We start from the raw sequence: 26,242 nt of genomic DNA on the forward strand, positions 1-26,242 counted from the left end.
AGGATCTTCACGACGCCTCCATGTCGTAGAGAAAGTCCTGACCAGCGGTTTTGTCGAAGTCCACCCGATCGGGCGAGCTGAACAAGGTAAGAACGGGCACCAGTTCTCTATTTCCGGACACCATCTCGGCCGCGGGGCCTGGGAAGTTCCTGGTTGACCTGGGATCGTCTCCAGTAGGCTGGCCCGCAGTCCCCCGCGCGAGCAGGAGGAGCCTGTTGGTCGTCGAGGATGCCGCCGCCACGCACTCCCGGACCACCGCCGAAAGGGCAAGACTGCCCGAACTCGCCGATGTTCTTGCCGCGTGTGCCGGCCATCTGTCCGACGAACTGCTCACCGCCGCCCGCTTCTGGCTCGCCGAGGGCCGCTGCCTCGACGTCGCGAGGGCAGTTTCCTTCGCAGTTGTCCATCTACACGTTCCGGTGACGGCCCAGCATCACCGCGCATTGGTCGACGCGTTGGTGACGGGCGGTCATGATCCTGTCGCAATCCGTGGCATCGAGCCGGCCCGCTGGCCGCCGACGCTGCCGTTCACCTTCGTGGACGGCGGCTGGTCCGGCGACGACCGTGTGGACGAGGCGGCGGTGTCGGCCGCCGGCGGCTATCCCGGCGTGCACGGCGTCTGGCGAGCCTGGCGGATGCCGATCGACGGCTCGCCCTGGCCCACGCCGAAGCGGGTCTACCTGGTCCAGGCCGGCGAGCAGGTCGATGTGGTGGCGCTGACCGCCCGCACGCAGCAGGCGCTGGCCGCGGTGGGCGAGCCGGCGCCTCAGGTCGAGGCCTATCCGGTCGGGGCGCGGCTGGCTGCATATCAGCTGACGGTCAGGCGGAACGGCACGCTGTTGTGGACCTGCCAGACGTCAAATGTGGACCAAATCACACCTTGACGCGCTGCGTCTGTTCCCTCTCGCCCGTGTACCAGGAAGAATGACGCCGGGGGTACGACCCCGGTCAGCCCAAGGGCCCGGCCGGGCTGGGGAGGAAGCTGGATGTCCGACAACGATGTCTTCGGTTCCGCCCTCCGGGTCGCCCTGCTGGGCCCGGTGCGGGGATGGGTCGGGGACCGCGAGTTGGAGCTGGGCGCGCCGATGCAACGTGCGCTGTTCGGCCTGCTCGCGCTCAGCCCGAACCGGATGGTCGGCCGGTCGGAGCTGATCACGGCGCTGTGGGGCGACCAGGCGCCGGCCAGCGCCGAGGGCAGCGTGCACACCTACGTGGCGGGCCTGCGCCGCGCCCTGGAGCCGAACCGGACGCATCGGGCGCCGTCCACCCTGCTGGTCAACGCCGGCCCCGGCTACCTGCTCCGGATGGAGCCCGAGAACCTCGACGTCACCGCGTTGAACACGCACCGGGACCGGGCCCGCCGGCTGCGCGGCGAGGGCCGCCTCGACCAGGCCGCCGGCGAGCTGGACGCGGCGCTGGGCCTGTTCCGCGGCACCCCGTTCGACGGCCTGTCCTGCCCGTACGTGGAGCAGGAGCGGCCCCGGCTGAACGAGCTGCGGCTGCTGGTGATCGAGGAGCGGGCCAGCCTGATGCTGGACCTCGGCCGGCACCACGACCTGGCCGCGGAGCTCCCGGCGCTGGTGCGCGAGCACCCGCTGTGGGAGCGGCTGCGCGGGCTGCTGATGATCACCCTCTACCGCTGCGGCCGGCAGGCCGACGCCCTGGAGGCCTACCAGGACGCGCGCCGGGTGCTGGCCGAGGAGCTGGCCATCGAGCCGTCCCCGGAGCTGCGCCGGCTGCACGGCAAGATCCTGCGCAACGACCCGGAGCTGGCCGCGCCGCAGCCGGCCGCGCCAGCCGCCGAGCCGGCCGCCGGCCCCGTGCCGGCCCAGCTGCCGCACGACGTGCCCGGCTTCACCGGCCGCGCCGCGGAGATCGCCGAGCTCGATCGTTTCCTCGACGAGACGTCCAACTCGGTGCTGATCTCTGCGATCGACGGCGCCGGTGGCATCGGCAAGACGGCCCTGGCCGTGCACTACGCGCACCGCATCACCGACCGGTTCCCGGACGGGCAGCTCTACGTCAACCTCCGCGGCTTCGACCCGAAGCTGCCGCCGCTGATGCCGGTGGACGCCCTGGGCTATCTGTTGCGGGGCCTCGGCGTGCCGGCCCGGCAGGTGCCCGCCGACCTCGACGACCAGGCCGGCATGTACCGCAGCATGGTCGCCGGCAAGCGCATTCTGGTCGTGCTGGACAACGCCGCGAGCACCGACCAGGTGCGGCCGCTGCTGCCCGGCTCGCCGTCCTGCGCGGTGATCGTCACCAGCCGGAACCGGCTGTCCGGCCTGGTCGCCCGCGACGGCGCCCGCCGGATCACGCTGGACGTGCTCAGCACCGACGACTCCGTCCGCCTGATGGTCGGAATGCTCGGCCGCCGACGGGTGGACGCCGAGCCCCAGGCCGTCGCCGACCTGGTGCGGCTGTGCGGCAACCTGCCGCTGGCGCTGCGCATCGCCGGCGACCGGGCCGCGACCCACCCGCACCTGATGATGTCCGACCTGGCCGGCGACCTGTCCAACGAGCGGGACCGGCTGGACGTGCTCGCCCCCGACGACGATGAGTCGACCGCCGTCCGAGCGGTGTTCTCGTGGTCGTACCACGCGCTGAAGCCGGACGCCGCCCGCGTGTTCCGCCTGCTGGGGTTGCACCCCGGCGCGGAGTTCAGCACGCCGGCCGCCGCCGCGCTGACCGGGCTGCCGGTGCCGATGACCCGTCGGGTGCTCACCGACCTGACCGACCGGCACCTGCTCGGCGAGGTCGATCGCGACCGGTACCGGCTGCACGACCTGCTCCGGGTGTACGCCGCCGAGGAGGTCGAGCAGGGCGAGGACGAGCGCGACCGGTCGCAGGCGGTGGCGCGGATGACCGACTGGTACGTCTACACGGCCAGCAACGCCGACAACGGGCTGCGCGGGCAGGCCAACGACATGCCCATCGGCAACCCGCCCCGGGACTGCGCGCCGCTGCCGTTCGCCGGCTATCTCCAGGCGCTGCAATGGTTCGACACCGAGAACGAGAACCTCGGCGCGCTGGACCGGCTGGCCGGGGAGACCGGCCGGCACCTCGCGGCGTGGCGGCTCGGCGTGGTGGCGTGGGAGTACCACCGGCTGCGCCGCGACTTCGACCAGCTCATCGCCTTCTCCCGGGTGTCGGCCGCCGCCGCTCGCGCCATGGGCGACCCCATCGGCGAGGCGCTGGCCCAGAGCTGCATCGCCGCCGCCAGCGCGCACCTGGGCCGGCCGGCCGACGCCACCGCCGCGCTCAAGCGGATGCCGGTCGTCGAGTACGGGCCGGAGGACACCCACCGGGAGATGAGCACCCTGAGCAATCTCGCCGAGGCGTACCGCGGCAGCGGCATGATCGGCGACGCGCTGGCCCACTACCGGCGGGCGCTGGGGCTGGCCCGGATCGCCGGAAGTCGTTGGCACGAGGGCGATCTGCTGCGCGGCCTGGGCGAGACGTACCTGGAACTGGGCGAGTTGCAGCACGCCCTGGACTGCTGCCGCTCGGCGCTGACGATCTTCCGTCAGCTCGGGGATCTCTACGCGCAGAACACGGTGTTGCAGGATCTCGGCGGCACGCTGCTGGCGTTGGGCCGGCACGACGAGTCCGTCGCCGCCTTCGCCGACGCGGTGGCGATCGCCCGCCGGATCGGCCACCGCCACGCCGTCGATCAGGGCCTGCTGGGACTGGCCGCCGCGAAGGCGGAGGCCAGTTAGTCCACTGTGGACCGGTGTCGCTCGGCATTGGCGACGATGGCGTCGTGCACGTACCGGGACAGGCCCGGCGCCATGTCGTCGTAGTTGCGGCCGCTGCGGCGATTCTCCTTGTAGTGCACGGCGAGTCCGCGATGGGTGTCGTGGTCGCAGTCGTGGAACCAGCGGTCGGTGTGCAGCCGGAGTTCCTCGGCCAGGTCCATGGCTTTGATGTCGGTCGCCGGCGTGCCGTCGCCCACGGCCTCGGCCAGTTTCCCATTGATGGCAGCGAGTTCCTCGCGCAGCCGCTGCCAGTCGTCCTGGGTGTAGGTGGCGGTGCGCTGCTGCCGTTGCACGAATTCCTTGCTGTCGCCCCATTCCCGGCGGGCCTGCTCGGCATGCGCGACGAAGTCCTGCCCGAACACCTCCCGCCGCTCCCTCGGTGTGAGCGCGATGCCGGCGGCCCGCGCGGCCAGTTCGCGGTCGATCACCGTCAACATGGCTTCGTAGTGGGAGATCCGTGCCACGAGCAGCTCCCGCTGCCGGCCGAGGTGGTCCACGTCCCGGTCGGCCAGGATCTCCGCGATCTCGCCGAGCTCCAGGCCCAGCTCGCGGTAGAACACCACCCGGTGCAAGCGCCGGAGATCGGCGTCGGAGTAGAGCCGGTAGCCGGCGTTGCTCCGGTTGCCCGGCCGGACCAGGCCGATCTGGTCGTAGTGGTGCAGCGTGCGCACCGACACCCCAACCAGCTCGGCCGCCGCGCTCACGGTGTAGTCGTCTGCCATGCCGACACTGTGAACCCTGACGTCACGTCGGGGTCAAATTCGTTTGCCTCGCCATCGACACTGGGCCCATGACCACTCGCGCCGCGCTGACGACCCCCTACTCTGCTGTCGCGGGGCGGGGTCGGCAGCAGCGCCGTCCGGGAGGGGCGAGCCCGCTCGGCACGTGAGCGCCGCGCTGGTCGCCGGGCTCGTCGCCGGCTATGGCATCGCCATGCCGGTCGGCGCCGTCGCGACCTATCTGGTGGCCCTCACTGCGCGGACCTCGCTCAGGGTCGGCCTGACCGCCGCCCTGGGCGTCGCCACCGCAGACGGCCTGTACGCGCTGATCTCCACCCTCGGCGGCTCGGCCCTCGCGCCGCTCATCGCGCCGATCACGGTCCCACTGCACTGGATCTCGGCCGGCGCGCTGGTCGTCCTGGCGGTCCGCGGCGCGATCAGGGCGTGGCGACGGCCGGACGCGGTCGACCGGGACCTCACGAACCCGGCGCGGGCCTATCTCGTGCTGCTGGGCGTCACGATGCTCAACCCGATCACGCTGATCTACTTCACCGCGCTGGTCCTGGCCGGCCCGAGCAGCGACGACGGCGTCGTGTTCGTGCTGGCAGCGTTCGCCGCCTCGGCGAGCTGGCAAGCCCTGCTGGCCGGCGGCGGCGCGCTGCTGGGCCGCGTGCTCACGGGTCCACGCGGCCGGCTGGCCACCTCGCTGGCGTCCAGCGGCGTGATCACCGCGCTGGCGGTCACCCTCCTGCTCAGAGGGTGATTCCCCTGGCGTTGAGCCACGGGAGCGGGTTGATCTTCTTGCCGGACGGGTCCCAGACCTCGAAGTGCAGGTGCACGCCGGTGGACTCGCCGCGGTCGCCCATCTTGGCGATCTGCTCGCCGGCCTGCACGTGCTGGCCGACGTGCACGGAGAAGGTGTCCATGTGGCCGTACACGTTGATGGTGCCGTCGGCCAGCCGGACGCGGACCCACAGGCCGAAGCCGGAGGCCGGGCCGGCGTCGATGACCACGCCGTCGGCGGCGGCCACGATCGGGGTGTCCATCACGTTGGCGATGTCCACGCCGTAGTGGAACGCGCCCCAGCGGCCGCCGAAGCCGGACGTGAACACGCCCTCGGCGGGCCTGACGAACAGCGGGCGGTGCGCCTCGGCGTCGGCGGCCGCCTGGGCCGCGGCCATGTCGGCGCTGACCTTCTCGGTGGCGGTCAGCTTCTGCGCCTCGCTGGCGGCGTCCACGCCGCGCACGATCGGCAGCACCTCGGGGGCGCCGCCGACGGTGTCGCCGCCGATGCCGAAGGCGGCATTGGCCTCGCGGGCGTCGGCAAGGGGCTTGACGCCGTCGGTGGAGTGCGCGGGGGTCAGCGTGCCGCCGTAGGCGGCGGCGGTGAAGGCGCCGATCGCGACAGCGGCGACGGCGACGCGGCCACGCAGGGCCGACGGGGGCGGGGGAAGCCGGTGGGAGCCACGGGCACGCGTGGTCTCGCCTTGCTCGGTGCGCCTCGGGGTTGGCGCGGTCGTGCGTTTCGAGCCGCCGGGGGAGCGGTACTGCGTCAAAGCCTGCCCTTCCGCCTCGGGGAGCCTGCGTCACTGCGAGCCGGGCGGGGTTCCCGGGCGGCCACTTTCGGGGTGGCGGCCGCGTGTCGCGTACGTGATCAGACCGTGACAACGGACCGCGAGAAGGTAACGAAGTCGATCCCCTAGGGGCAAGCCCTGACTGGGGGCCTCGCTCGAACGGGTTTCAGCTCGACAGCTCCGAGGAGGCGCTATGACCGTGAGTGATCGGCAATGTGCGCAGGGGGGTGTACTCGCTGGTAGCCCGTTCGGGCGGATTGCCGTGCACGCGAACGAGGCAGTCGGCGACGAGTCGTGATGCACGGGAATCCACCGGCAGCGCCCAGTGACCGACATCACGTAGGCAGTGTTCCTCGATCGCCAGGTCCGGGTGGGTCAGCCGGGCATTGGACTGCGGCAGCACGATCTGGTCGCTCGGCGTCCAGACCGACACGAACCTCGTACCGCAGTCCGGCGCCGGCTCGTCCAGCTCCGCCAGCAGCTGCGACCCCGGCCGCAACTGCCGCGCCAGCCCGGTCGGCAGCAGGTACGCCGCCACCGTGCCCCGATGCGGCGTGCCCAGCGTGACCAGCGTGTCCACCCGCTCGTCCCCGCCCCGGCGCTGGACGTAGTAGCGGGCGATCAGGCCGCCGAGCGAGTGCCCCACCACATGCACCCGGTCCGACCCGGTCAGCTGGCAGACCTGCTCGACTTGTTCCCCGAACATCGAGGCGGCGGTCCGCACGTCGCCTGTTACGGCCGTGAGCACGCTGTAGTTCACCGCGTGCACCACCCCGAAACCCCGTCGGCGCAGCGCGGCTCCCAACACGGCGAACACGGACCGGTTGTCACCTATTCCGTGCAGCAGCAGGATCGGGGTGCCCGCCGCGTCCATCGCCGAAACCAGCAACCCGCGCGCCCGCGGCGACAGTGCGTCGGTCCGGTAGTGGAAGTAGGGCCCGTCCGGGTGGAGGCGTTCCGCCATCGCGCCCCAGGGGTAGAGTGCGGCGTGCGCGGCCAGCCATGCCGATTCGACGGCAACACCCCGTAGGGTGCTGGCCAGTCGACCGAGCACACCGTTACCCATACGTGTGACGGTAAATTAACTGTGCAACTTTTGCGATACATACCAGTTCACGATTAGTCATCTCCTCGCTACACCGTGCCCCTTCGTGCCACGTTGTAGGGTCGCCCCCGTGAGTGAGCGGCCGAGGTCCCTGCGCCCACGACTCGCGGACCGGCGGAATGCCCGTTCCGCCGAGCCGGAAAACGAACCGGAGCCGCTGGATCTGGGCCTACGCCCGGCGATCGCCGTGGCCGCCGCCGGCGCCGTGCTCCAGATCGTCGGCCTGGTCATGGGTGTGGTCAGTGCCCCCGCCGGCTACACCTCCTGGCCGCTGGCGGCCGTGCTGGCGCTGCTGCCGCCCATCGCCGCCGCGATCTTCGTCGGCAACCGGCGTCCCGCCGCCGCGAGCGCGCTGCTGGCGGTGTTCGCCGCCGTGTCCGTTGGCCGCGCGGTCGCCGCCGTGCAGCTGGCCGTCGACGCCAGCCGGGTGTCCCGGCCGGACCTCGTCGTCGTGTCCGGCACGGTGCCGCCGAGCGCGTCGATCGGGTTGTGGCTGCTCATCACGGGTTTCGCCGTCACGGTGGTGGCCGGCGTGCTGGCCCTGGACCGCGACCGCCCGGCCGACGAGGAGCCGCGCCGCGGCCTGGTCGTCGGCGCGGCCGGGCTCGGCCTGCTGGTGGCGATCGGCCTGGTGATGGCCCCGTTCTCGTCCACCGACCCGCTGCTGCCGGCCGACGGCGTGTTCGACTCGCCGACGCTGACCCTGGTCGGCGGCCTGCTGGTGGCGCTGGCCATGCCGGTCGGCGCGGCCGTCGCGGCCAGCTCCGGCGACGCCGACACGGTCCGCGGCGGCATCGTCGGCATCGGGCTGGCCGCGCTGGTGGTCGGGCTGCCGCCGGCCGTCGCCGGCTACGTGATCCCCGTGCTGCACCCGTCGGCCGGGCCGTGGATCGCCCTGGTCGGTATCGCGCTGCTGGTGCCGTTCGCGTTCGTGTCGGTCGGACGGCAGGAACCGTCCCTCGACGAGGACGTCGACCTGCCCAGCCGCCGCAATCTGCACCTGGTGGCCGGCATCGTCGGCCTGGTCGCGGCCGTGTCAGGGCTGATCGCGGTGGCGCTGCCGCTGCTGTCCCTGCCCGACGGCGCCGCGGTCCCCGAGAACTACGGCATCCGCCTGCTGCTGCCGGCGAGCGTGCTGGTCGGCGTGCTTGCCGTCGGCCTGGTGGTGCCCGGCTGGGCGGCCCGCCTGCGGCCCGCGTTCTCCGTCGCCTGTGCCGGCATCGCGCTGGCCGTAGCCAGCGGTTTCGACACCGTGCTGTCGGCGACCGGCGTGATCACCAGCAAGGCCACGCCCGGCCCCGGCGTCTGGTTCGGGGCGCTGGCGCTGCTGCTGGCCCTGGTCGCCGTGATCGTCGCGACGCTGGCCGGCGCGCTGGAGCGGGAGGACGTCGACCTGTCCGAACTGGAGAGTCGGCCGGTGCTCGGCTGGCTCGCGCTGGTGGTCGCGCTGCTGGCCGTCGGCGCCTTCGGCTTCCCGACCGTGACCGGTCCGGACTACGAGTCGGCCGGCCTGTGGACGTTCCGGATCGCCTCGACCGGCTCGGTCGTCGCGCTGGTGGCCGTGATCGTCGCCGCCGTGCTGGCCGCCCGGTCCCGGCCGTCCCGGGGCGCCGCGCTGCTGTTCGGCGCTGCCGGGGTGGCTGTCGTCCGGGCGCTGGAGTTCGTCGTCGCCGGCGGCCGCGTCGCCGGCTCGGGCCCCGCGCTCGGCACGTGGCTGGCCATCGCCTGCGCCGTGGTCCTGGTCGTGGCCGCCGTGCTGGCAATGTCCGGAAAGCCCGATTCGACCACCTGACCCCGAGCCTTCGCGAGGCCCCGCCGACGCTTCGCCCGGTAGCTGGATTTCGATCGGCCACCACCCACCGCACCACCCACGAAGCCGATGTGGCCGATCGAAATCCAGCAAGGGCGAGGCGTCGGCTACCCGGGGGCCGAGCCGCGCGAGCGAAGCGAGCGCCATCCAACACCGTGACTGACCTCACGGTCGTTGTAAGCGACCTCACCGCTCCCGCGTGCGCGCGTGGTTCCGCAGGCCGATAGGGTCGGGCGAGGCCGTTGTCCAGTGGTTTTCCTCGGGTGTTGATCGCCCCATTGACCTAGCGCGCGGCCACGTCCGACACCGACGTCGCAGGAGACCCGAGTGGACCTGTACGAGTACCAGGCGAAGGACCTCTTCGCCGCCCACGGAGTACCGGTGCTGCCGGGCTCCGTGGCTGCCACCCCCGCGGAAGCCCGTGCGATCGCCGAGCAGCTGGGTCAGACCGTCGTCGTCAAGGCGCAGGTCAAGACCGGCGGCCGCGGCAAGGCCGGCGGCGTCAAGCTGGCCGACACCGCCGACGACGCGCAGGCCAAGGCCGAGGCCATCCTCGGGCTGGACATCAAGGGCCACATCACCCGCAAGGTGCTGGTGACCCCCGCCTCGGACATCGCCGAGGAGTACTACGTCTCCTTCCTGCTCGACCGGGCCAACCGCACCTTCCTGGCGATGGCCTCCGCCGAGGGCGGCATGGAGATCGAGCAGCTGGCCGTGGAGCGCCCCGAGGCGCTGGCCAAGATCCCCGTCGACGCCATCACGGGCGTGGACCGGGCCAAGGCCGACGAGATCGTCGCCGCCGGCAAGTTCCCGGCCGAGGTCGCCGACCAGGTGGCCGACGTGCTGGTGAAGCTGTGGGAGACGTTCGTCAGCGAGGACGCCACGCTGGTCGAGGTCAACCCGCTGGTCCGGGACCCGCAGGGCAAGATCGTCGCGCTGGACGGCAAGGTCACCCTCGACGAGAACGCGGCGTTCCGCCACGGCACCCACGCCGAGCTGGTCGACCACGAGGCCGAGGACCCGCTGGAGGCCAAGGCCAAGGCCAAGCACCTCAACTACGTGAAGCTGGACGGCCAGGTCGGCATCATCGGCAACGGCGCCGGTCTGGTCATGTCCACGCTGGACGTCGTCGCCTACGCCGGCGAGAAGCACAAGGGCGTCAAGCCGGCCAACTTCCTGGACATCGGCGGCGGCGCGTCCGCCGAGGTGATGGCCAACGGCCTGGACATCATCCTGCACGACCCCGACGTGAAGTCGGTCTTCGTGAACGTGTTCGGCGGCATCACCGCGTGCGACGCGGTCGCCACCGGCATCGTCAAGGCGCTGGAGATCCTCGGCGACGAGGCCACCAAGCCGCTGGTCGTCCGGCTGGACGGCAACAACGTCGACGAGGGTCGCCGCATCCTCGCCGAGGCGAACCACCCGCTGGTGACCGTGGTGGACACGATGGACAACGCGGCCGACAAGGCCGCCGAGCTCGCAGCTGCGGGGGTGTGACCGGTGGCGATCTTCCTCACCGCGGACAGCAAGGTCATCGTCCAGGGCATGACCGGCTCCGAGGGCATGAAGCACACCAAGCGCATGCTCGCCTCGGGCACCAACATCGTCGGCGGCGTGAACCCGCGCAAGGCCGGCGAGAAGGTCGACTTCGACGGCCAGGTCGTGCCGGTGTTCGGCACGGTCGCGGAGGCCATCGAGGCCACCGGCGCCGACGTCACCGTCGTGTTCGTGCCGCCGGCCTTCACCAAGGCGGCCGTGATCGAGGCCATCGACTCGGGCATCGGCCTGGCCGTGGTGATCACCGAGGGCATCCCGGTGCACGACACCGCCGCGTTCTGGGCGCACGCCGTGGCCACCGGCAACAAGACCCGGATCATCGGCCCGAACTGCCCCGGCATCATCAGCCCCGGCAAGTCCAACGCCGGCATCATCCCGGCCGACATCGCCGGCCCGGGCAAGATCGGCCTGGTCTCCAAGTCCGGCACGCTGACGTACCAGATGATGTACGAGCTGCGGGAGTTCGGCTTCTCCAGCGCCATCGGCATCGGCGGCGACCCGGTCATCGGCACCACCCACATCGACGCGCTCGAGGCGTTCCAGAACGACCCCGAGACCGCCGCGATCGTGATGATCGGCGAGATCGGCGGCGACGCCGAGGAGCGGGCCGCGGCCTACATCAAGGCCAACGTCACCAAGCCGGTCGTCGGCTACGTCGCCGGCTTCACCGCGCCCGAGGGCAAGACCATGGGCCACGCGGGCGCGATCGTGTCCGGCTCCGCCGGCACCGCGGCCGCCAAGAAGGAGGCCCTGGAGGCCGCGGGCGTCAAGGTCGGCAAGACGCCGAGCGAGACCGCCCAGCTCATGCGGGAGATCATCGCCGCGCTCTGAGTTTCTGTGGTGTGGTTGTGGGGCGGTCCGCTGCTGCGGGCCGCCCCACAGCTGTTTCTCAGCCGATCCGTCAGAACCCGTCGTGGTCGGAGTACGTCCTACCGAGTGAATCCGATAGCGTTTTCACCGACGCGCTGTCCAGACCAAGGGAGAGCACCCTCATGACCTTCCCCACCGGTGGTCCCGCACCGACCCCGGCCAAGCCGGCGGCGACCCAGGAGCTCGACAAGCTCCTGCACATGGCCGCCGCGGGGCTGTCGGTGCTCGTGCTCGTGGCCGGCTTCTTCTCGTTCAACCCGCTGGTGTCGACGTACTCCGGCGGCCTGGGCTGGATCCCCGCGCTGTACCTGCTGGCCGGCGGCCTGTCCGCGCAGGTCCTGCTGCCCAAGCCGGTCAAGCCCGGCATCCAGCCCGGCCTCGTCGCCGTCGCCGTCACGCTGGCGTTGCTGTTCACGGTGTTCACCACCTCGTCCACGTCGTGGGGCGCGTGGCTGCTGCTGGTGCTCGGCGTGCTGACCGCCGCTGCCGCCGTCGGCGGCTACCTCGTCGAGACCGGCATCGTCACCGCGCCGGCGCCCAAGCCGTTCCAGCCGCCGCAGCCCGGCCAGTGGAGCCCGCAGACCGGCGGCTTCCCGCAGCCGCAGCCCGGCCAGCCCGGCGGCCCCTTCGCCGGCTTCGGTCAGCCCGGCCAGACCACCCAGGTCGTGCCGCAGCCGGGTCAGGGCCAGCAGGGGCAGCCGGGCCAGGGGCAGTTCGGCGCTCCCCAGCAGCCGCAGCAGCCGCCCGCGCCGCAGCCGACCCAGTTCATGTCCCACCCCGGCCAGTTCAGCGGCCCGGTCCAGCCGGGTCAGGGCCAGGGCGGCCAGCAGCAGGGCCAGCAGCCCGGCACCCCGCCCAGCGGCTTCACCGCCCCGCCCCAGAGCTGAGTGCGTGTCAGGAAGGGCCCCATCCTCACGTTCAACGTCCAGGTTGGGGCCCTTCACTGCGTGGCGATCACTCTGACGACACGGCGTTGATGCGAGAGTGAGATCGTGCCGGTCATCCAGTCCACCGAACACCGGCCCGCCGCGCCGCCCGCGAGGCGTACGTCGCGGTCCCGCCCCGGCCGGGTGCGCGTGCTGGCGTACGCCGCGGTCGCGCCGATCGTCGGCGGTTACGCGGCGGTCGCGTCGCTGATCGCGGTGGTGGTCGCGACGGCGTCCAGCACCCAGCTGTCCGTGCCGGCGGTGCTGCTCGCGGCGATCCCGGGCTGGCTGGCGGCGCACCACGTGCCGCTGGGCCTCGGCGCGCATTCGCTCGCGGTGCTGCCGCTGCTGCCGACGGCGCTGCTGATGCTGATGGTCGCCCGTGCGGCCGGGCGAGGTGCGGCGCGGCTGCACCTGCACGAGCCGACGCAGGCTCGCCTGATCGTCTTCCCGATCGCGGGGGCGCACGCGGTCGTCGGCATGACGATCGCGCTGGTGCTGGGTAACAGCGGCCCCGTGACGGCCAGTCCGCCGGCGGCGTTCTTCGGCTGCGGCGCGCTGTCGGCGTTGGCGGCGACGGTCGGCGTGGCGCGACGCTGCTGCCTGCTGGACGCGGCGCTGTCGCGGGTGGACGCGGTGGTCGTCCGAGGCCTGCGCGCCGGCGTGATCGGCGTCGCGGCGATGGCCGCGGCCGGCGCGCTGGTGCTGGCGCTCGGCCTGGGCCTGCACTGGACGACGGCGACCGCGATGTTCGAGCAGAGCGGCGCCGACCCGGGCAGCCAGTTCGGCATGCTGCTGCTGACGATCGGATACCTGCCCAACGCCATCGTCGCGGCGCTGGCTTTCGCCATGGGCCCCGGCTTCACCATGGGCGCCTTCTCGATCGCACCGCTGCACCTGACCGCCGCCAAGGTGCCGGCGGTGCCGCTGTTCGCCGCGCTGCCGACACACCAGAGCCGGCTGCTGCTCGGCCTGATGCTCGCGCCGCTCGCGGTGGGCGTGTTCCTGGGCTGGGCATGCCGACGGATCGCGCCGCGGCCGGCGGCCCGGCTCCGTGGCGTCCTGGTCGCGGCGGCGGTGGTCGGCGCGGTGGCGTTCCTGCTGGCGGCGCTGTCCGGTGGACGGCTCGGCGGCGCCGTCTACAGCCCCCTCACGGTGCCGGCGGGCCTGGTCGGGGCGGTCGCGCTGGGCTGGGTGCTGGTACCGGCCGGGTTGGTGGCCTGGCTGGCCGGTCCCAAGCCCTCGCCGAACCGACGTCCGGTGCCGACGGCCGAACCGGCGCCCGAGCCGGAACCGGAGCCCGAGGTCGAGGCCGTCGTGGCGGCCGAGCCCGCGGCCGAGGAACCGGAATCCGAGCCGGAGGAGCCCGAGGAACTCGACGACGAGTACGTCGAGGAAGAGGACGACGAGCTCGTCGAGGAAGAGAGCTACGAATACGACCCCGGCGAGTACGAGGACGAGGACGAGTACGACGAGGACGACATCGTCGCCGAGCTGGAGGCCGAGGCGGACGCGGAGCTCGCGGCCGAGGACGCCGAGGCCGACGGCGATGAGGATCACTCGCCGGGCGAGGCCGACGACAAGTAGCCGGACCTGGGCGTGAGCCCCCGGAGCCGACCACTTACGCTGGCAGCGACCGTGACCCGGCTCGCCAGGAGTTGACCCTGAGCACTCTGCACCGCGCCCGCGTCGTCGTGTTCGTCTCCGGTTCCGGCACCCTGTTGCAGGCCCTGCTGGACGCCGCCGCGACCGACGACTACCCGGCGGACATCGTCGCCGTCGTCGCCGACCGGGACGGCATCGAAGGCCTGGCCCGCGCCGAGCGCGCCGGCGTGCCGACGCACGTCGTGAAGCTGCGCGACCACGCCGACCGGGCCGCCTGGGACAAGGCGCTGGCCGACCTGGTCGACGGGCTGCGCCCGGACCTGATCGTGCTGGCCGGCTTCATGAAGCTGCTGGGCGCGGAGTTCATGGACCGGTTCGACGACCGGGTGATCAACTCGCACCCGGCGCTGTCGCCGGCCTTCCCCGGCGCGCACGCGGTGCGCGACGCGCTGGCCTACGGCGTGCGGGTCACCGGCTGCACCGTGTTCCTGGTGGACCGGGGTGTGGACACCGGGCCGATCCTGGTCCAGGAGGCCGTGCCGGTCGACGTCGGCGACGACGAGGCCGCGCTGCACGAACGCATCAAAAAGGTGGAGCGGCGACTGCTGGTCGACGTGGTCGCCCGACTGGCCCGCGAGGGCTGGACCCTTCACGGACGAAAGGTGAGCATCCCGTGACCGAGGCAGGAACCGCGCAGCGCCGTCCCGTGCGCCGCGCGCTGATCGGCGTTTCGGACAAGGCCGGACTGCTGGAGCTGGCCACCGGGTTGCACGAGGCCGGCGTGGAGATCGTCTCCACCGGCGGCACCGCGAAGGCGATCGCCGACGCGGGCGTGCCGGTGGTGCCGGTCGAGCAGGTGACCGGCTTCCCGGAGTCGCTGGAGGGCCGGGTCAAGACGCTGCACCCCAGCGTGCACGCCGGTCTGCTGGCCGACACCCGCAAGCCCGACCACCTCAAGCAGCTCGAGGAGCTCGGCATCGCCGCGTTCGACCTGCTCGTGGTGAACCTGTACCCGTTCGCGCAGACGGTGGCCTCCGGCGCGTCGCCGGACGAGTGCGTCGAGCAGATCGACATCGGCGGCCCGGCGATGGTGCGCGCCGCCGCCAAGAACCACCCCAGCGTCGCCGTCGTGGTCGACCCCGCCCGCTACGAGTGGGTGCTGGACAGCGTGCGGGCCGGCGGTTTCACGCTGGCCGACCGCCAGCGGCTGGCCGCCGCCGCGTACCGGCACACCGCCTCGTACGACGTGGCCGTGGCGTCGTGGATGGGCAGCGTGCTCGCCCCCGACGACGACGGCTCCAACTTCCCCGGCTGGGTCGGGGCCACCTGGGATCGCGCGTCCGTGCTGCGCTATGGCGAGAACCCGCACCAGAAGGCCGCGCTGTACGTCTCCGGCCACGGCCCCGGCGGGCTCGCCACCGCCGAGCAGCTGCACGGCAAGGAGATGTCGTACAACAACTACGTGGACGCCGACGCCGCGTGGCGCGCCGCCCACGACCACACCGACCCGTGCGTGGCGATCATCAAGCACGCCAACCCGTGCGGCATCGCCGTGTCGGCGGACATCGCCGACGCCCACCGCAAGGCCCACGCCTGCGACCCGGTCAGCGCCTTCGGCGGCGTGATCGCCGCCAACCGCGAGGTCACCGTCGAGATGGCCGAGCAGGTCGCGGAGATCTTCACCGAGGTCGTGGTCGCGCCGTCCTATGCGGACGGTGCGGTGGACGTGCTGGCGCGTAAGAAGAATGTCCGGATCCTGGTCGCTCAGCCGCCGGTGCGCGGCGGCGCCGAGTTCCGGGCCGTGTCCGGCGGGCTGCTGATGCAGACCGTCGACACCATCGAGGCCGAGGGCGACGACCCGGCCAAGTGGACGCTGGCCACCGGCACCGCCGTCGACGACGAGACCCTCGCCGACCTGCACTTCGCCTGGCGGGCCTGCCGGGCCGTGAAGTCCAACGCCATCCTGCTCGCGCACGCCGGCGCCACCGTCGGCGCCGGCATGGGCCAGGTCAACCGGGTCGACGCCGCCCGGCTGGCCGTCGCCCGGGCCGGCGACCGCGCCAAGGGCTCCGTCGCCGCGTCCGACGCGTTCTTCCCGTTCCCGGACGGGCTTCAGGTGCTGCTCGACGCCGGCGTGAAGGCCGTCGTGCAGCCGGGCGGCTCCGTCCGCGACGCCGAGGTCATCGCCGCCGCCGAAGCGGCCGGCGTCGCCCTCTACCTGACGGGCACCCGCCACTTCGCCCACTGAATCTTTGCCGCGCGTTCCGCGCGGGGCTCGGCCCCTTCGGGGGCCGATGCCTCGCCCTGGCCGGATTTCGATCGGCCGCGTCGGCTTCCGCGTGGGTGCGTCGGGTGGCGGCCGATCGAAATCCGGCGTGCGGGCGAAGCATCGGCGGGGCCTCGCGACCCCCTGTGCCAGCGGTCCGGTGCTTTGAAGGGGCCTTTCCTGACGTTCGACGTCGGGAAAGGTCCCTTCACTGCATCAGGTATCGGTTACTGCATTTCCCGCAGCTCCAACACGAACTCGGCCGCGCAGGCGGCCGTGCAGGGCCACTGCTGGCCGCAGACGGCGCAGTTGGTGTCGGTGCACTGGTGCGTCGTGAGCACTTCCGCCGCGTGGCGCCGGTAGCGCGCCAATGAGTCGTTCCAGGTGTCCCTCGGAGTCATCGGTGTGGGCTCCATTGCCATCACGACCTCCCCACTCGGTGGTGCTGATCCCAGTGTGCTCCCGATCACTCGCGGGTGTCTGGATGATCACCCCATAGGCGTGTCCTCGCGGCTTGACGGCCCCGCCGCGGTGGTGTTGACTTAGCCCATCGGTTCGAACGTGAGTTCGAACCGGGAGGTGGTCGGGATATCGGGGTCCGGCCAGCTCCGAGACCGCCGTCTTCCCCACGGCGGGCCGTGAGTGCAGGGGTGCGCACGCGGCCGTGGCAGTGGGTGAGGAGGTGGCTGGTGTCCGGATCGGCAACGGCGTCGTTGGCCGCGCTCAACGGGGTGAGCGCAGCCAACGAGCTGGTCCAGGCACCACTGGGAAAGGCGCTGCCGGTCCTGGACGGACTGGCCGGCCTGTTGCCGTGGGGCGGCCTGCGGCGCGGGAGCACCGTGGTGGTGCGCGGGTCCACCACGCTGTTGCTCGCGCTGCTGGCCGCCGCCACGAACGAGGGTTCCTGGGCGGCCGTGGTGGGCATGCCCGATCTCGGCCTGCTGGCCGCGCACGAGCTGGGTGTGGTGGTGCACCGGCTGGCGCTGGTGCCCAGGCCCGGCTCCGAACTCGTCGCGGTGACCGCGGCTCTGCTGGACGGCCTCGACCTGGTGGCGGTGGCCAAGCAGCCGCCGGCGGCCGAGGCGCGCCGGCTGTCGGCACGGGCCCGCAACCGCGGCTCGGTGCTCATCCCCGTCGGCGGCTGGCCCGGCGCGGATCTCGAACTCGACGGCAGCGGCGGCGGCTGGACGGGCCTGTCGAACGGCCACGGCCGGCTCCGTGAGCGGGAACTGGTCGTGCGGTCGCGGGGGCGCGGCGCGGCGGCCCGCGGCAGCCAGGTGCGGCTGACCCTGCCCGGCGGCCGGGCGATCGACCTGCCGACGGACAAGCCGAGGCTGCGGCAGGTGGTCCCGTGACGGCCGTGCGCACGCTCGTGGTCTGGTGCCCGGACTGGCCGGTGCTGGCCGCGACCAAGGCCGCCGGCCTGGCCCCGGACGTGCCGGCGGCGGTGCTGGCCAACAACCGGGTCGTCGCCAGCTCGGCGCTGGCCCGGGCGGAGGGCATCCGGCGCGGCGACCGCAAGCGCGGCGCCCAGAGTCGCTGCCCGGACCTGGCCGTGTTCGAGGAGGACCCGGCGCGCGACGCCCGGATGTTCGAGCCGGTCGCGGCGGCCGTGGAGCGGCTGGCGACCGGCATCGAGGTGGTGCGTCCCGGCATCGTGGCCCTGCCGGTGCGCGGTCCGGCCCGCTATTACGGCTCCGAGGAGGCAGTCGCCGAGCGGCTGATCGACCAGGTGGCGACCGAGTGCGACCTGGAGTGCCAGATCGGCGTGGCGGACGGGCTGTTCGCGGCGACGCTGGCGGCCCGGCGCGGGCTGGTGGTGCCGGTCAGTGGCAGCGCGGCGTTCCTGGCGCCGCTGACCGTCGCCGAGCTGAGTCCGCCCGGCGGCCCGGATCGGGCCGACTTCGTCGACCTGCTGCGCCGCCTGGGCCTGCGCACGCTCGGCGCGTACGCGGCGCTGAGCGAGCGGGACGTGGCCTCGCGGTTCGGCGCGGACGCGGTCGCCACCCACCGGCTGGCCCGCGGTCTGGAGGAACGGCCGCCGGCCAGGAGACGAACGCCGCCGGACCTGTCGGTAACGCATTCGCCCGATCCACCGCTAGACCGCGTGGACGCAGCTGCGTTCGCGGGCCGCGCGCTCGCCGAGCAGCTGCACGAGAAACTCGCAGCTCGGGGGCTGGCCTGCACCAGGCTCGGCGTCCACGCGAGCACGGACAACGGTGAGGAGCTGGGCAGGGTGTGGCGTTGCGCCGAGCCGCTCACGCCTGCCGGCATCGCGGATCGGGTGCGCTGGCAGCTGGACGGCTGGCTGCGCGCCGCGCCCGGGACCCGGCCCAGCGCCGGCATCACCCGGCTGTGGCTGGAGCCCGTCGAGGTGGTGGACGCCACCGCGTTGCAGCTGGGGCTGTGGCACGGGGGCAGTGAGGATCCGGGAACCGGGGCGGAACGCGCCAGCCGGGCCCTGGTCAGGGTGCAGGGGCTGCTCGGGCCCGATGGCGTCGTCACCGGCGTGCTCGGTGGCGGACGCGGGCCATCGGACCGGGTCCGGCTGGTGCCGTGGGGCGAGGAACGCCTGCCCGGCGCCGATCCGGATGCACCGTGGCCGGGCCGGCTGCCCGCGCCGTCCCCGGCGACCGTGCCGGCCGTACCGGTGGCCGCCGAGGTGCTCGACGCCTCGGCGGCCCCGGTCGGCGTCAGTGGGCGGCAGCGGCTCACCGGCGTGCCGGCGGCCGTGTCGGTGGCCGGCGGCGCGCCGCGGCCCGTGCTGGCGTGGGCCGGGCCGTGGGCGGCCGCGGAGACGTGGTGGGAGCCGGCCGGCGCGCGTCGCCGGGCCCGGCTCCAGGTTCTGCTGGATGGAGTCGAACAGACCGCCCTGCTGCTGGTCCGCGAGGACCGGGCGTGGGCGGTGGAAGGGGTGTACGACTAGATGAGCGACGACCAGTGGGAGACGACGGCCTGGGAGTCCCGGCGGGACCCGTGGTTCAGCGAGCCGGTGGAGTGGCCGACCCGGCAGCCCGCGCTGCCGGCGTGGTCGGCCCGCGACTTCGAGCAGCAGCTCCTGATCCCCCTGCCCCGCCGCTCCACCGAGTGGCTCTGAACCCTCACGTGATGCAGGGAAGGACGCCTTACCCGCACTCAATGCGGGTAAGGCGTCCTTCCCTGCATGAGGGCCGTCAGATCGGATAGGCGGATTGGAAGGCCAGGCGGTGGTCGGCGGTGGCGGCGATGCGGGTGAGCTCGTCGTCCAGGTCGAGGAAGGCCTGCCAGGGCTCGCCGGCGAGACGGGCGATGACCAGTTGCTCGAGGTCGGGGACGCGCTTGGCCTTCCAGATCTTGTCGGCGAGGCTGACCACCAGCTCCTCGGCGGTGATGCCGGGCTCGGTCCACGAGGCGTGGCTGGCGGCGAAGCGAGCCAGCTCCGGCGGGACGCCGTGGGCGAGCAGGAGATCCCGCCCGGCGGGCTCGTGTCGGTGGCCGGGGCCGGAGAGCTCCTCGACATGAACGATCTTGCCGATGTCGTGGGTGGCCGCCCCGAACAGAACGGCGTCGGTGTCGAGCGTGAGCCGGTCGGCGAACCACTCGGTCAGCTGCGCGGCGACGTCGTGCACGGCGCGCAGATGGGCGGCCAGTCGCGGCGGGGCCGAGAGCCGGGCCAGCAGTTCTGAGGCGGCGGCGGGCAGCGGGCGGAGATCGGACTCGGTCAGGGCACGGCGCAACACATCGGACGGCACCCCGTCCACGATAACCGTCCTTTGTGCTCGTTAGGCCGGACTTGAGTCACCGCGCCACCGGCAGCGTCACCGAGGTGCCGGACAGCTCCACGGTGATCGTCGGGTGCGGGGTGGGTGCGCTGAACCAGTTGCCGTCGGTGCCGCCGATGACCAGTCCGATCCGGTGCCCGGCCGGCGTGATGTGGTCGAGCGCGCCGAGCGAGAACGTCATCGTGTAGGCGCGGCCGGGCGTCAGCGGCGAGCCGTGTACCAACGACCGCCAGTGGCCGATGTCGGCCCAGCTGGTGGCGATCACCTGATGGTCCACCGTGGCCAGGTCGGCGGCGGTGTCGAGGAAGCAGGCGCTGTCGTACGAAGTGCTGTCGCCCCAACAGGATCGGGTGGTGAGGTTCTTGATACCCGGCGCGAAGTCGGCGGTCTGGCGGACGGTCGCCGGCCCGTAGTCGACGAGCAGCACGCCGATGCGAGCGGCGGCCCGGGACGACCGGACGGTGACCGTCACCGAGGAGGAGCCGGCCAACCGTAAGGGATTCCGCAGCGGTGGGGTCTGGAACGCGACCCGGATGTCCGACGGTGTGGAGGGACCGAGGGCCCAGTCGGTGCCGGGCACCTCGGGATGGCTGTCGGTGAACTGGACGCTGCCGTGCGCGGGGCCTGAACCCAGCGAGCCGCCGGAGTTCGCCCACACCGTCTCCATATGGCCGGCCGGCGGCCAGACGGCGTCGTCGGTCCACCGGTCCGGCGCATACTCGACGTGGGCCACCGGCGTGAACTCGATACCGTTGTGCACGCCCAGAAGCCAGCGGTCGAGCCACCGGTGCAGGGTGTCCACGAACTCGCCGCGCTGAAGGTCGAACGGATCCACGTGGCCGGCCTGGTCGAGCCAGACCTTGCGGGTGACTCCGTTACGGGCCAAGGCATTCCACCAGGCGTCGAAATGTTCCGGCCGCACGACCCAGTCGTTGAGGCCCTGCACCGCGAACACGCTGGCCCGCACCTTGTCGGCATGGGCGGCGTAGTCGAACTGCCGCCAGAACGGCGTGTAGTCGCCGCTGGTGCCGGCGAGCGCTGCCTGCTCGTCCTCCCACGGCTTGCACAGCACCTGGGCGCGGGCGTTGTAGAACATGAAGTCGGGGTTGGTGCCGTCGCCGGGCCCGAACCACGCGCCGTTGGAGTTGCTCACCTTGTACCCCGAGCTGATCGCCTCGATGGGCACGATCGTGCGAAGCCCGGCCACACCGGTCGCGGCCATGCCGTTGGCGGTGGAACCGTCCTGCGACTTGCCCACCGCCGCGACCGCGCCGGTGCTCCACGAGGCGTCCACGCGCTGCTGCCCGTCCACGGTCCGATACCCGCGAGCCTTGCCGTTGAGCCAGTTCACCACGGCCAGCCCGGAGGCCACGTCGTCGAAGCAGCCGGTCGAGCGGCTGGTGCCGCCGACATCCACCAGCACCACCGCATATCCCCGTGGCACGAAGTAGTTGTCGTAGAACAGCGGGAACTGCTGCGGCGTGCCGTCCGGGGCGTACGTCTTGAGCTGGTGCTCGTTGCCCCGGCCGGCCGTCTGGAAGTACGGGCTGACGTCCATGATCACCGGCACGCGCTGGCCGCGCGCCGCCGGCTCGGCCGGTCGGACGATGTCGGCGGCGACGCGGTCGACCACGCCGTCCCGGTCCAGGTCCTGCCCGGTCTCCACCCACACCGTCTCGCGGATCGCGTTGGCATAGGAGAAAACCGGCTGGCTGACGCCGTCGGCCAGCGAGAACGGTTCCGTCGCCTGTGCCACCGGCGCACCGGCGATCAGCAGCGCCAGCGCGCCGACAACAGCCCACAGCCTCATGCACCGAGTATGTGCTGTGGCGTAACCGTTTCCCTACGACTCAGCCCCTTCGGGCAGCGCGGCGGCCTGCCAGCCGTAGTCGCGGGGCCAGTCCTCGCCGCGGGCCCAGGCCACGAACATCGCCGCCACCTCAGCGGATTCGTCCAGCTCGGTCCACACGTCCTCGCCGTCGCGGCGCTCCACCAGGTACGGGCTGTCGGCCTCGCGCCAGGTCTGGAGGTACGCGCCGGGCGCGCGCTCGGCGACCGCGTACCGGTCGCCGGCGCCGCCGATCCGGTCCAGCAGCGCGTGCAGATCGGACTCGGTGGGGCCGGTCAGCAGGGTTCCGTCCTCGGTGGCCACGGTGATCGGCAGGGGGTCGTTCGCTCGTTCCACGGACCCATTTTCCCAGGTGAAGGCGGAAAATCGCGCCCATACCGGGAAAAAGCCGCTGACCTGCGATGATCACCGCATGGGTGCAGTAGTGATCACCACCGCCGACCCGGGCTGGGCGGACGAGTACCGGGCGGTCGCCGACCGGGTGCGGGAGGTCCTGGGTGCGACGCTGAGCCGGGTCGACCACATCGGCTCGACCTCGGTGCCTGGCCTGGACGCCAAGAACATCCTGGACGTGCAGGCCAGCGTCGCCGCGGAACCGTTGCTGGCCAAGGCCTTCGACGCGCTGGTCGCGGCCGGCTGGCAGCCGGGCGGGGCGAACCGCGACCATCCGGTGCCGGGCCTGCCGGCCGATGCCGGTCAGTGGGTGAAGCGCCTGGTCCGCGAGCCGGCCGGGGAACGCCGGGTGAATCTGCACATCCGCGTCGACGGCCGCGCCAATCAGCGCTACGCGCTGCTGTTCCGTGACTACCTGCGCGCGCACCCGGCGACCGCGCAGGCGTACGGCCAGTTCAAGCGGCTCGCGTCCGAGCTGCCGTTCGACAGCGTCGGGGCGTACGCGGACCTGAAGGATCCGGTGTGCGACCTGGTCTACCTGCCGGCCGAGGAGTGGGCCGCGCGCACCGGCTGGTAGGCCCGCTACCTGCGCAGACGGGCTTGACACTGCGAGCTCAACCCCGCATAGTCGAACGTGAGTTCGGAAGGGGTGTGCCACATGGGCTGGAACAATCCACCGGTCCGGTGGCGCGATCTCGAACGTACCCTCTCCGGCCGGCCGGGCGTCATTCCGGACGGCGGCGATGCTCCCGGCTTCAGCCGCAAGCGGGACGGCTACGAGAAACCGGGGGACGTGCCCTCGCAGCTGTCGCCGGAAACCACGGTGTACGGCGATGTCGCGCGGGTGCCGTACGCGGAACTGCACTGCCACTCCAACTTCAGCTTCCTGGACGGGGCGAGCCACCCCGAGGAGCTGATCGAGGCGGCCGGGCGGATGCGGCTGGACGCGATCGCGATCACCGACCACGACGGCATGTACGGCGTGATCCGGTTCGCGGAGGCGGCCAAGGAGATCGGCATCCGGACCGTGTTCGGCTCAGAGCTCAGCATCGGGCTTTCCATGCCGCAGAACGGGATCGCCGACCCGGAGGGCAACCACCTGCTGGTGCTGGCCCGCAATCCCGACGGCTACGCCGCGCTGTGCCGGTCGATCACCAAGGCGCAGCTCGCCGGCGGGGAGAAGGGTCGACCCGTCTACGACCTGGACGACTTGGCAGCGGAGGCGAACGACAACTGGGCGGTGCTCACCGGCTGCCGCAAGGGAACCGTCCGCACCGCGCTCGAACTGGAGGGCGCCGAGGGCGCGGAGCGCGAGCTCCGCCGGCTGATCTCCTTGTTCGGCAAGGCGAACGTGTACGTGGAGCTGATCGACCACGGGCTGCCGGAGGACACCGACCGCAACGACGTGCTCGTCGAGCTGGCGCGCAAGTGCGGGGTGAAGTACCTGGCCACGAACAACGTGCACTTCGCCACGCCGGACCGCGGCCGGCTGGCCGGCGCGCTGGCGGCGGTGCGGGCGCGGCGCAGCCTGGACGAGATGGCCGGCTGGCTGCCGGCGTCCAGCGCCGCGCACCTGCGCACCGGCGAGGAGATGCTGGTGCGCTTCCACCGGTATCCGGAGGCCGTGCACAACGCGGCGATCCTGGGCGTGCAGTGCGCCATCGACCTCAAGCTGATGGCGCCGAAGCTGCCGCCGTACCCGGTGCCGCCGGGGCACAGCGAGAACAGCTACCTGCGCTTCCTGACCATGCGGCAGGCCCGGAAGAAGTACGGCACGCGCGCGGAGAACCCCAAGGCGTACAACCAGATCGAGCACGAGCTCAAGGTGATCGGCGACCTGGGCTTCCCCGGCTACTTCCTGATCGTCTGGAATATCGTGCAGTTCTGCGTGGAGAGCGACATCCTGTGCCAGGGCCGGGGATCCGCCGCCAACTCGGCGGTCTGCTACGCGCTGGGCATCACCAATGTCGACGCCGTCGAGAACAACCTGCTGTTCGAGCGGTTCCTCGCGCCGGCCCGGGACGGGCCCCCGGACATCGACCTGGACATCGAGTCCGACCGCCGCGAGGAGGTCATCCAGTACGTCTACAAGGAATACGGGCGCACCTGCGCGGCGCAGGTGGCGAACGTGATCTCCTACCGGGCCAAGTTCGCCGTCCGCGACATGGCCCGCGCGCTGGGCTACTCCGCCGGGCAGCAGGACGCGTGGACCAAGCAGATCGACCGCTGGGGTCCGCTGCGCTCCTCGACCGAGGAGCAGGAGCACGACATCCCGGACCTGGTGGTGGAGCTGGCCGACCAGCTCGAGGGTTTCCCGCGGCACCTGGGCATCCACTCCGGCGGCATGGTGATCTGCGATCGGCCGGTGAGCGAGATCTGCCCGGTGGAGTGGGCGCGCATGGAGAACCGGTCGGTGCTCCAGTGGGACAAGGATGACTGCGCGCTGGCCGGGCTGGTCAAGTTCGACCTGCTCGGGCTGGGCATGCTCTCCGCGCTGCACTACGCCGTGGACCTGGTGCGGGACTTCGAGGGCGAGACCGTCGATCTGTCCAAACTGGACCTGAAGGACCAGAAGGTCTACGACATGCTGTGCGCGGCCGACACCGTGGGCGTGTTCCAGGTGGAGAGCCGGGCGCAGATGGCGACGCTGCCCCGGCTGAAGCCGCGGAAGTTCTACGACCTGGTGGTGGAGGTGGCGCTGATCCGGCCCGGTCCGATCCAGGGCGGCTCGGTGCACCCCTACATCCGCCGGCGCAACGGCCAGGAGGACGTCAAGATCGACCATCCGCTGCTGGTGCCCGCGCTGGAACGGACCCTGGGCGTGCCGCTGTTCCAGGAGCAGCTGATGCAGATGGCGGTGGACGTCGCCGACTTCACCGCGGCCGAGGCCGACGAGCTGCGCCGGGCCATGGGGGCCAAGCGGTCCACGGAGCGGATGGAGAAGCTGCGCGAGCGGTTCTACGCGGGCGCGGCGGCCAACGAGGTCACCGGCGAGCTGGCCGACGACATCTTCCGGAAGCTGTTGGCGTTCGCCAACTTCGGCTTCCCGGAGAGCCACGCGTTCAGCTTCGCGCACCTGGTGTTCTGCTCGGCGTACCTCAAGCTCAACCACCCGGCGGCGTTCTGCGCGGCGCTGCTGCGGGCCCAGCCGATGGGCTTCTACTCGCCGCAGTCGCTGGTCGCCGACGCTCGGCGGCACGGCGTCACCGTGCACGGGCCGGACATCAACGTCAGCCTTTCGCACGCCACCCTGGAGCTGCCCGGCCCGTCGGTCCGGCTGGGCATCGGTGCCGTCCGCACCATCGGCGACAAGCTGGCCGAGCGGATCGTCGAGGAACGGGAGGAGCACGGGCCGTACCGGACCATGGTCGACCTGGCCGGCCGGATCGGGCTGACCACGCCGCAGCTGGAGGCGCTGGCCACCGCCGGCGCCTTCGCCGGCCTCGGTCTGGAGCGCCGCGAGGCGCTGTGGGCGGCCGGCGCCGCGGCGCGGGAACGCGAGGGCCGGCTGCCCGGCACCGTCACCGGCACGGACGCGCCGATGCTGCCCGGCATGGACGAGGTGGAGACCGCCGCCGCCGACGTGTGGGCGACCGGCGTCTCGCCGGACAGCTATCCCATCCAGTTCGTCCGCGGCAAGCTGCGGCAGATGGGCGCGCTGGCCGTGTCCGAACTGTCCACTGTGGAGGACAAGACCCGGGTGCTGGTCGGCGGCGCGATCACCCACCGGCAGCGCCCGGCGACCGCCGGCGGCGTCACGTTCCTCAACGTGGAGGACGAGACCGGCATGGTGAACGTGGTGTGCAGCGAGGGGCTGTGGCGGCGGTACCGGCGGATCGCCCGCACCAGCTCGGCGGTGTTGGTGCGGGGCGTGCTGGAGAAGGCGGAGGGCGTGCTCAGCCTGCAGGCCGATCAGTTGCGGCATCTGGACATCCGCGTGCCCTCCACGTCACGAGACTTCCGTTGACGTGGAGGGCAGACGCCGATCGTCAGGTGCCGGTCCGGATGCCGGGTGACGACAGGTAGACCAGGACGTCAGGGTAGTTGCC

The 26,242-nt window shown here is 72.2% G+C and carries 22 protein-coding genes; 15 read left to right on the top strand and 7 right to left on the bottom strand.

Going from position 1 to position 26,242, the window contains the following annotated elements:
* Positions 1-215: 215 nt before the first annotated feature.
* Positions 216-884, top strand: coding sequence for a hypothetical protein (locus tag BCF44_RS03130; RefSeq protein ID WP_116172497.1), 669 nt, complete (start codon positions 216-218; stop codon positions 882-884).
* A gap of 102 nt (positions 885-986) precedes the next feature.
* Entirely contained in the window at positions 987-3,719 is a 2,733-nt protein-coding gene (locus BCF44_RS03135) for an AfsR/SARP family transcriptional regulator (RefSeq protein ID WP_116172498.1), read from the top strand.
* On the opposite strand, the gene BCF44_RS03140 is transcribed toward BCF44_RS03135, so the two are convergent.
* Entirely contained in the window at positions 3,716-4,480 is a 765-nt protein-coding gene (locus tag BCF44_RS03140; RefSeq protein WP_116172499.1) for a MerR family transcriptional regulator, read from the bottom strand. The two genes, BCF44_RS03135 and BCF44_RS03140, sit on opposite strands and share 4 nt — an antisense overlap.
* A 163-nt stretch (positions 4,481-4,643) precedes the next feature.
* Here BCF44_RS03140 and BCF44_RS03145 point away from each other — a divergent pair, with 163 nt between their 5' ends.
* Positions 4,644-5,240, top strand: a complete 597-nt coding sequence (locus BCF44_RS03145; RefSeq protein ID WP_211352858.1) for a LysE/ArgO family amino acid transporter — start codon at positions 4,644-4,646, stop codon at positions 5,238-5,240.
* Here BCF44_RS03145 and BCF44_RS03150 read toward each other — a convergent pair.
* Positions 5,230-6,033, bottom strand: coding sequence for a M23 family metallopeptidase (locus BCF44_RS03150; protein WP_116172500.1), 804 nt, complete (start codon positions 6,031-6,033; stop codon positions 5,230-5,232). The genes BCF44_RS03145 and BCF44_RS03150 overlap by 11 nt on opposite strands.
* Positions 6,034-6,217: 184 nt before the next feature.
* Positions 6,218-7,117: an esterase/lipase family protein gene (locus BCF44_RS03155; protein ID WP_116172501.1), complete on the bottom strand. Its 900-nt coding sequence runs from the start codon at positions 7,115-7,117 to the stop codon at positions 6,218-6,220.
* A gap of 109 nt (positions 7,118-7,226) precedes the next feature.
* On the opposite strand from BCF44_RS03155, the gene BCF44_RS03160 reads away from it, so the two are divergent.
* The 7 genes from BCF44_RS03160 (at position 7,227) to purH (ending at position 16,172) form a co-directional block, all read left to right on the top strand.
* Complete coding sequence (locus BCF44_RS03160) at positions 7,227-8,948, top strand: hypothetical protein (RefSeq protein WP_147328377.1); 1,722 nt, start codon at positions 7,227-7,229, stop codon at positions 8,946-8,948.
* Positions 8,949-9,293: 345 nt separating this feature from the next.
* Positions 9,294-10,463, top strand: a complete 1,170-nt coding sequence (gene sucC, locus BCF44_RS03165) for an ADP-forming succinate--CoA ligase subunit beta (RefSeq protein ID WP_116172503.1) — start codon at positions 9,294-9,296, stop codon at positions 10,461-10,463.
* A 3-nt stretch (positions 10,464-10,466) separates the two neighbouring features.
* Positions 10,467-11,354: a succinate--CoA ligase subunit alpha gene (gene sucD, locus BCF44_RS03170; RefSeq protein ID WP_116172504.1), complete on the top strand. Its 888-nt coding sequence runs from the start codon at positions 10,467-10,469 to the stop codon at positions 11,352-11,354.
* A gap of 161 nt (positions 11,355-11,515) precedes the next feature.
* Positions 11,516-12,280, top strand: coding sequence for a DUF5336 domain-containing protein (locus tag BCF44_RS03175; protein ID WP_116172505.1), 765 nt, complete (start codon positions 11,516-11,518; stop codon positions 12,278-12,280).
* Positions 12,281-12,385: 105 nt separating this feature from the next.
* Positions 12,386-13,906 carry a cell division protein PerM gene (locus tag BCF44_RS03180; protein WP_116172506.1) on the top strand — a complete coding sequence of 507 codons (1,521 nt, stop codon included), beginning with the start codon at positions 12,386-12,388 and terminating at the stop codon, positions 13,904-13,906.
* Between the two features lie 71 nt (positions 13,907-13,977).
* Positions 13,978-14,601 (top strand): phosphoribosylglycinamide formyltransferase, encoded by a 624-nt coding sequence (purN, locus tag BCF44_RS03185; RefSeq protein WP_246014793.1) that lies wholly within the window; start codon positions 13,978-13,980, stop codon positions 14,599-14,601.
* A complete protein-coding gene (purH, locus tag BCF44_RS03190) occupies positions 14,598-16,172 on the top strand; it encodes a bifunctional phosphoribosylaminoimidazolecarboxamide formyltransferase/IMP cyclohydrolase (RefSeq protein ID WP_116172507.1) in 1,575 nt (524 codons plus the stop codon). The genes purN and purH overlap by 4 nt, the downstream gene beginning before the upstream one ends.
* 245 nt (positions 16,173-16,417) lie before the next feature.
* Here the strand turns inward: purH and BCF44_RS55255 are convergent, their stop codons facing one another.
* Complete coding sequence (locus BCF44_RS55255; RefSeq protein ID WP_170217308.1) at positions 16,418-16,591, bottom strand: hypothetical protein; 174 nt, start codon at positions 16,589-16,591, stop codon at positions 16,418-16,420.
* A gap of 288 nt (positions 16,592-16,879) precedes the next feature.
* Between BCF44_RS55255 and BCF44_RS03195 the strand changes: the two genes are divergently transcribed.
* From BCF44_RS03195 to BCF44_RS55260, 3 genes are read left to right on the top strand one after another with little or no spacing between them, the layout of a single operon-like run.
* A complete protein-coding gene (locus BCF44_RS03195) occupies positions 16,880-17,545 on the top strand; it encodes a hypothetical protein (RefSeq protein ID WP_116172508.1) in 666 nt (221 codons plus the stop codon).
* The gene (locus BCF44_RS03200; protein WP_116172509.1) at positions 17,542-19,116 is read left to right on the top strand and encodes a DNA polymerase Y family protein; all 1,575 of its coding nucleotides are present in this window, start codon (positions 17,542-17,544) and stop codon (positions 19,114-19,116) included. The genes BCF44_RS03195 and BCF44_RS03200 overlap by 4 nt, the downstream gene beginning before the upstream one ends.
* Positions 19,117-19,287: a hypothetical protein gene (locus BCF44_RS55260; protein ID WP_170217309.1), complete on the top strand. Its 171-nt coding sequence runs from the start codon at positions 19,117-19,119 to the stop codon at positions 19,285-19,287.
* A gap of 76 nt (positions 19,288-19,363) precedes the next feature.
* On the opposite strand, the gene BCF44_RS03205 is transcribed toward BCF44_RS55260, so the two are convergent.
* The 3 genes from BCF44_RS03205 to BCF44_RS03215 are packed head-to-tail and all read right to left on the bottom strand — an operon-like array spanning position 19,364 to position 22,136.
* Positions 19,364-19,930 (bottom strand): HD domain-containing protein, encoded by a 567-nt coding sequence (locus tag BCF44_RS03205; RefSeq protein ID WP_246014794.1) that lies wholly within the window; start codon positions 19,928-19,930, stop codon positions 19,364-19,366.
* Positions 19,931-19,967: 37 nt separating this feature from the next.
* The gene (locus tag BCF44_RS03210) at positions 19,968-21,761 is read right to left on the bottom strand and encodes a CocE/NonD family hydrolase (protein WP_116172510.1); all 1,794 of its coding nucleotides are present in this window, start codon (positions 21,759-21,761) and stop codon (positions 19,968-19,970) included.
* 33 nt (positions 21,762-21,794) lie between these two features.
* On the bottom strand, positions 21,795-22,136 hold the full coding sequence (locus BCF44_RS03215) for a hypothetical protein (RefSeq protein ID WP_116172511.1): 342 nt from the start codon (positions 22,134-22,136) through the stop codon (positions 21,795-21,797).
* 76 nt (positions 22,137-22,212) lie between these two features.
* Between BCF44_RS03215 and BCF44_RS03220 the strand changes: the two genes are divergently transcribed.
* Entirely contained in the window at positions 22,213-22,770 is a 558-nt protein-coding gene (locus BCF44_RS03220; RefSeq protein ID WP_116172512.1) for a GrpB family protein, read from the top strand.
* An 81-nt stretch (positions 22,771-22,851) separates the two neighbouring features.
* On the top strand, positions 22,852-26,160 hold the full coding sequence (locus tag BCF44_RS03225; RefSeq protein WP_116172513.1) for an error-prone DNA polymerase: 3,309 nt from the start codon (positions 22,852-22,854) through the stop codon (positions 26,158-26,160).
* The last annotated feature ends 82 nt before the right edge of the window (positions 26,161-26,242 follow it).

This window comes from Kutzneria buriramensis, assembly GCF_003387475.1.
In the GTDB taxonomy this organism is placed as follows: domain Bacteria; phylum Actinomycetota; class Actinomycetes; order Mycobacteriales; family Pseudonocardiaceae; genus Kutzneria; species Kutzneria buriramensis.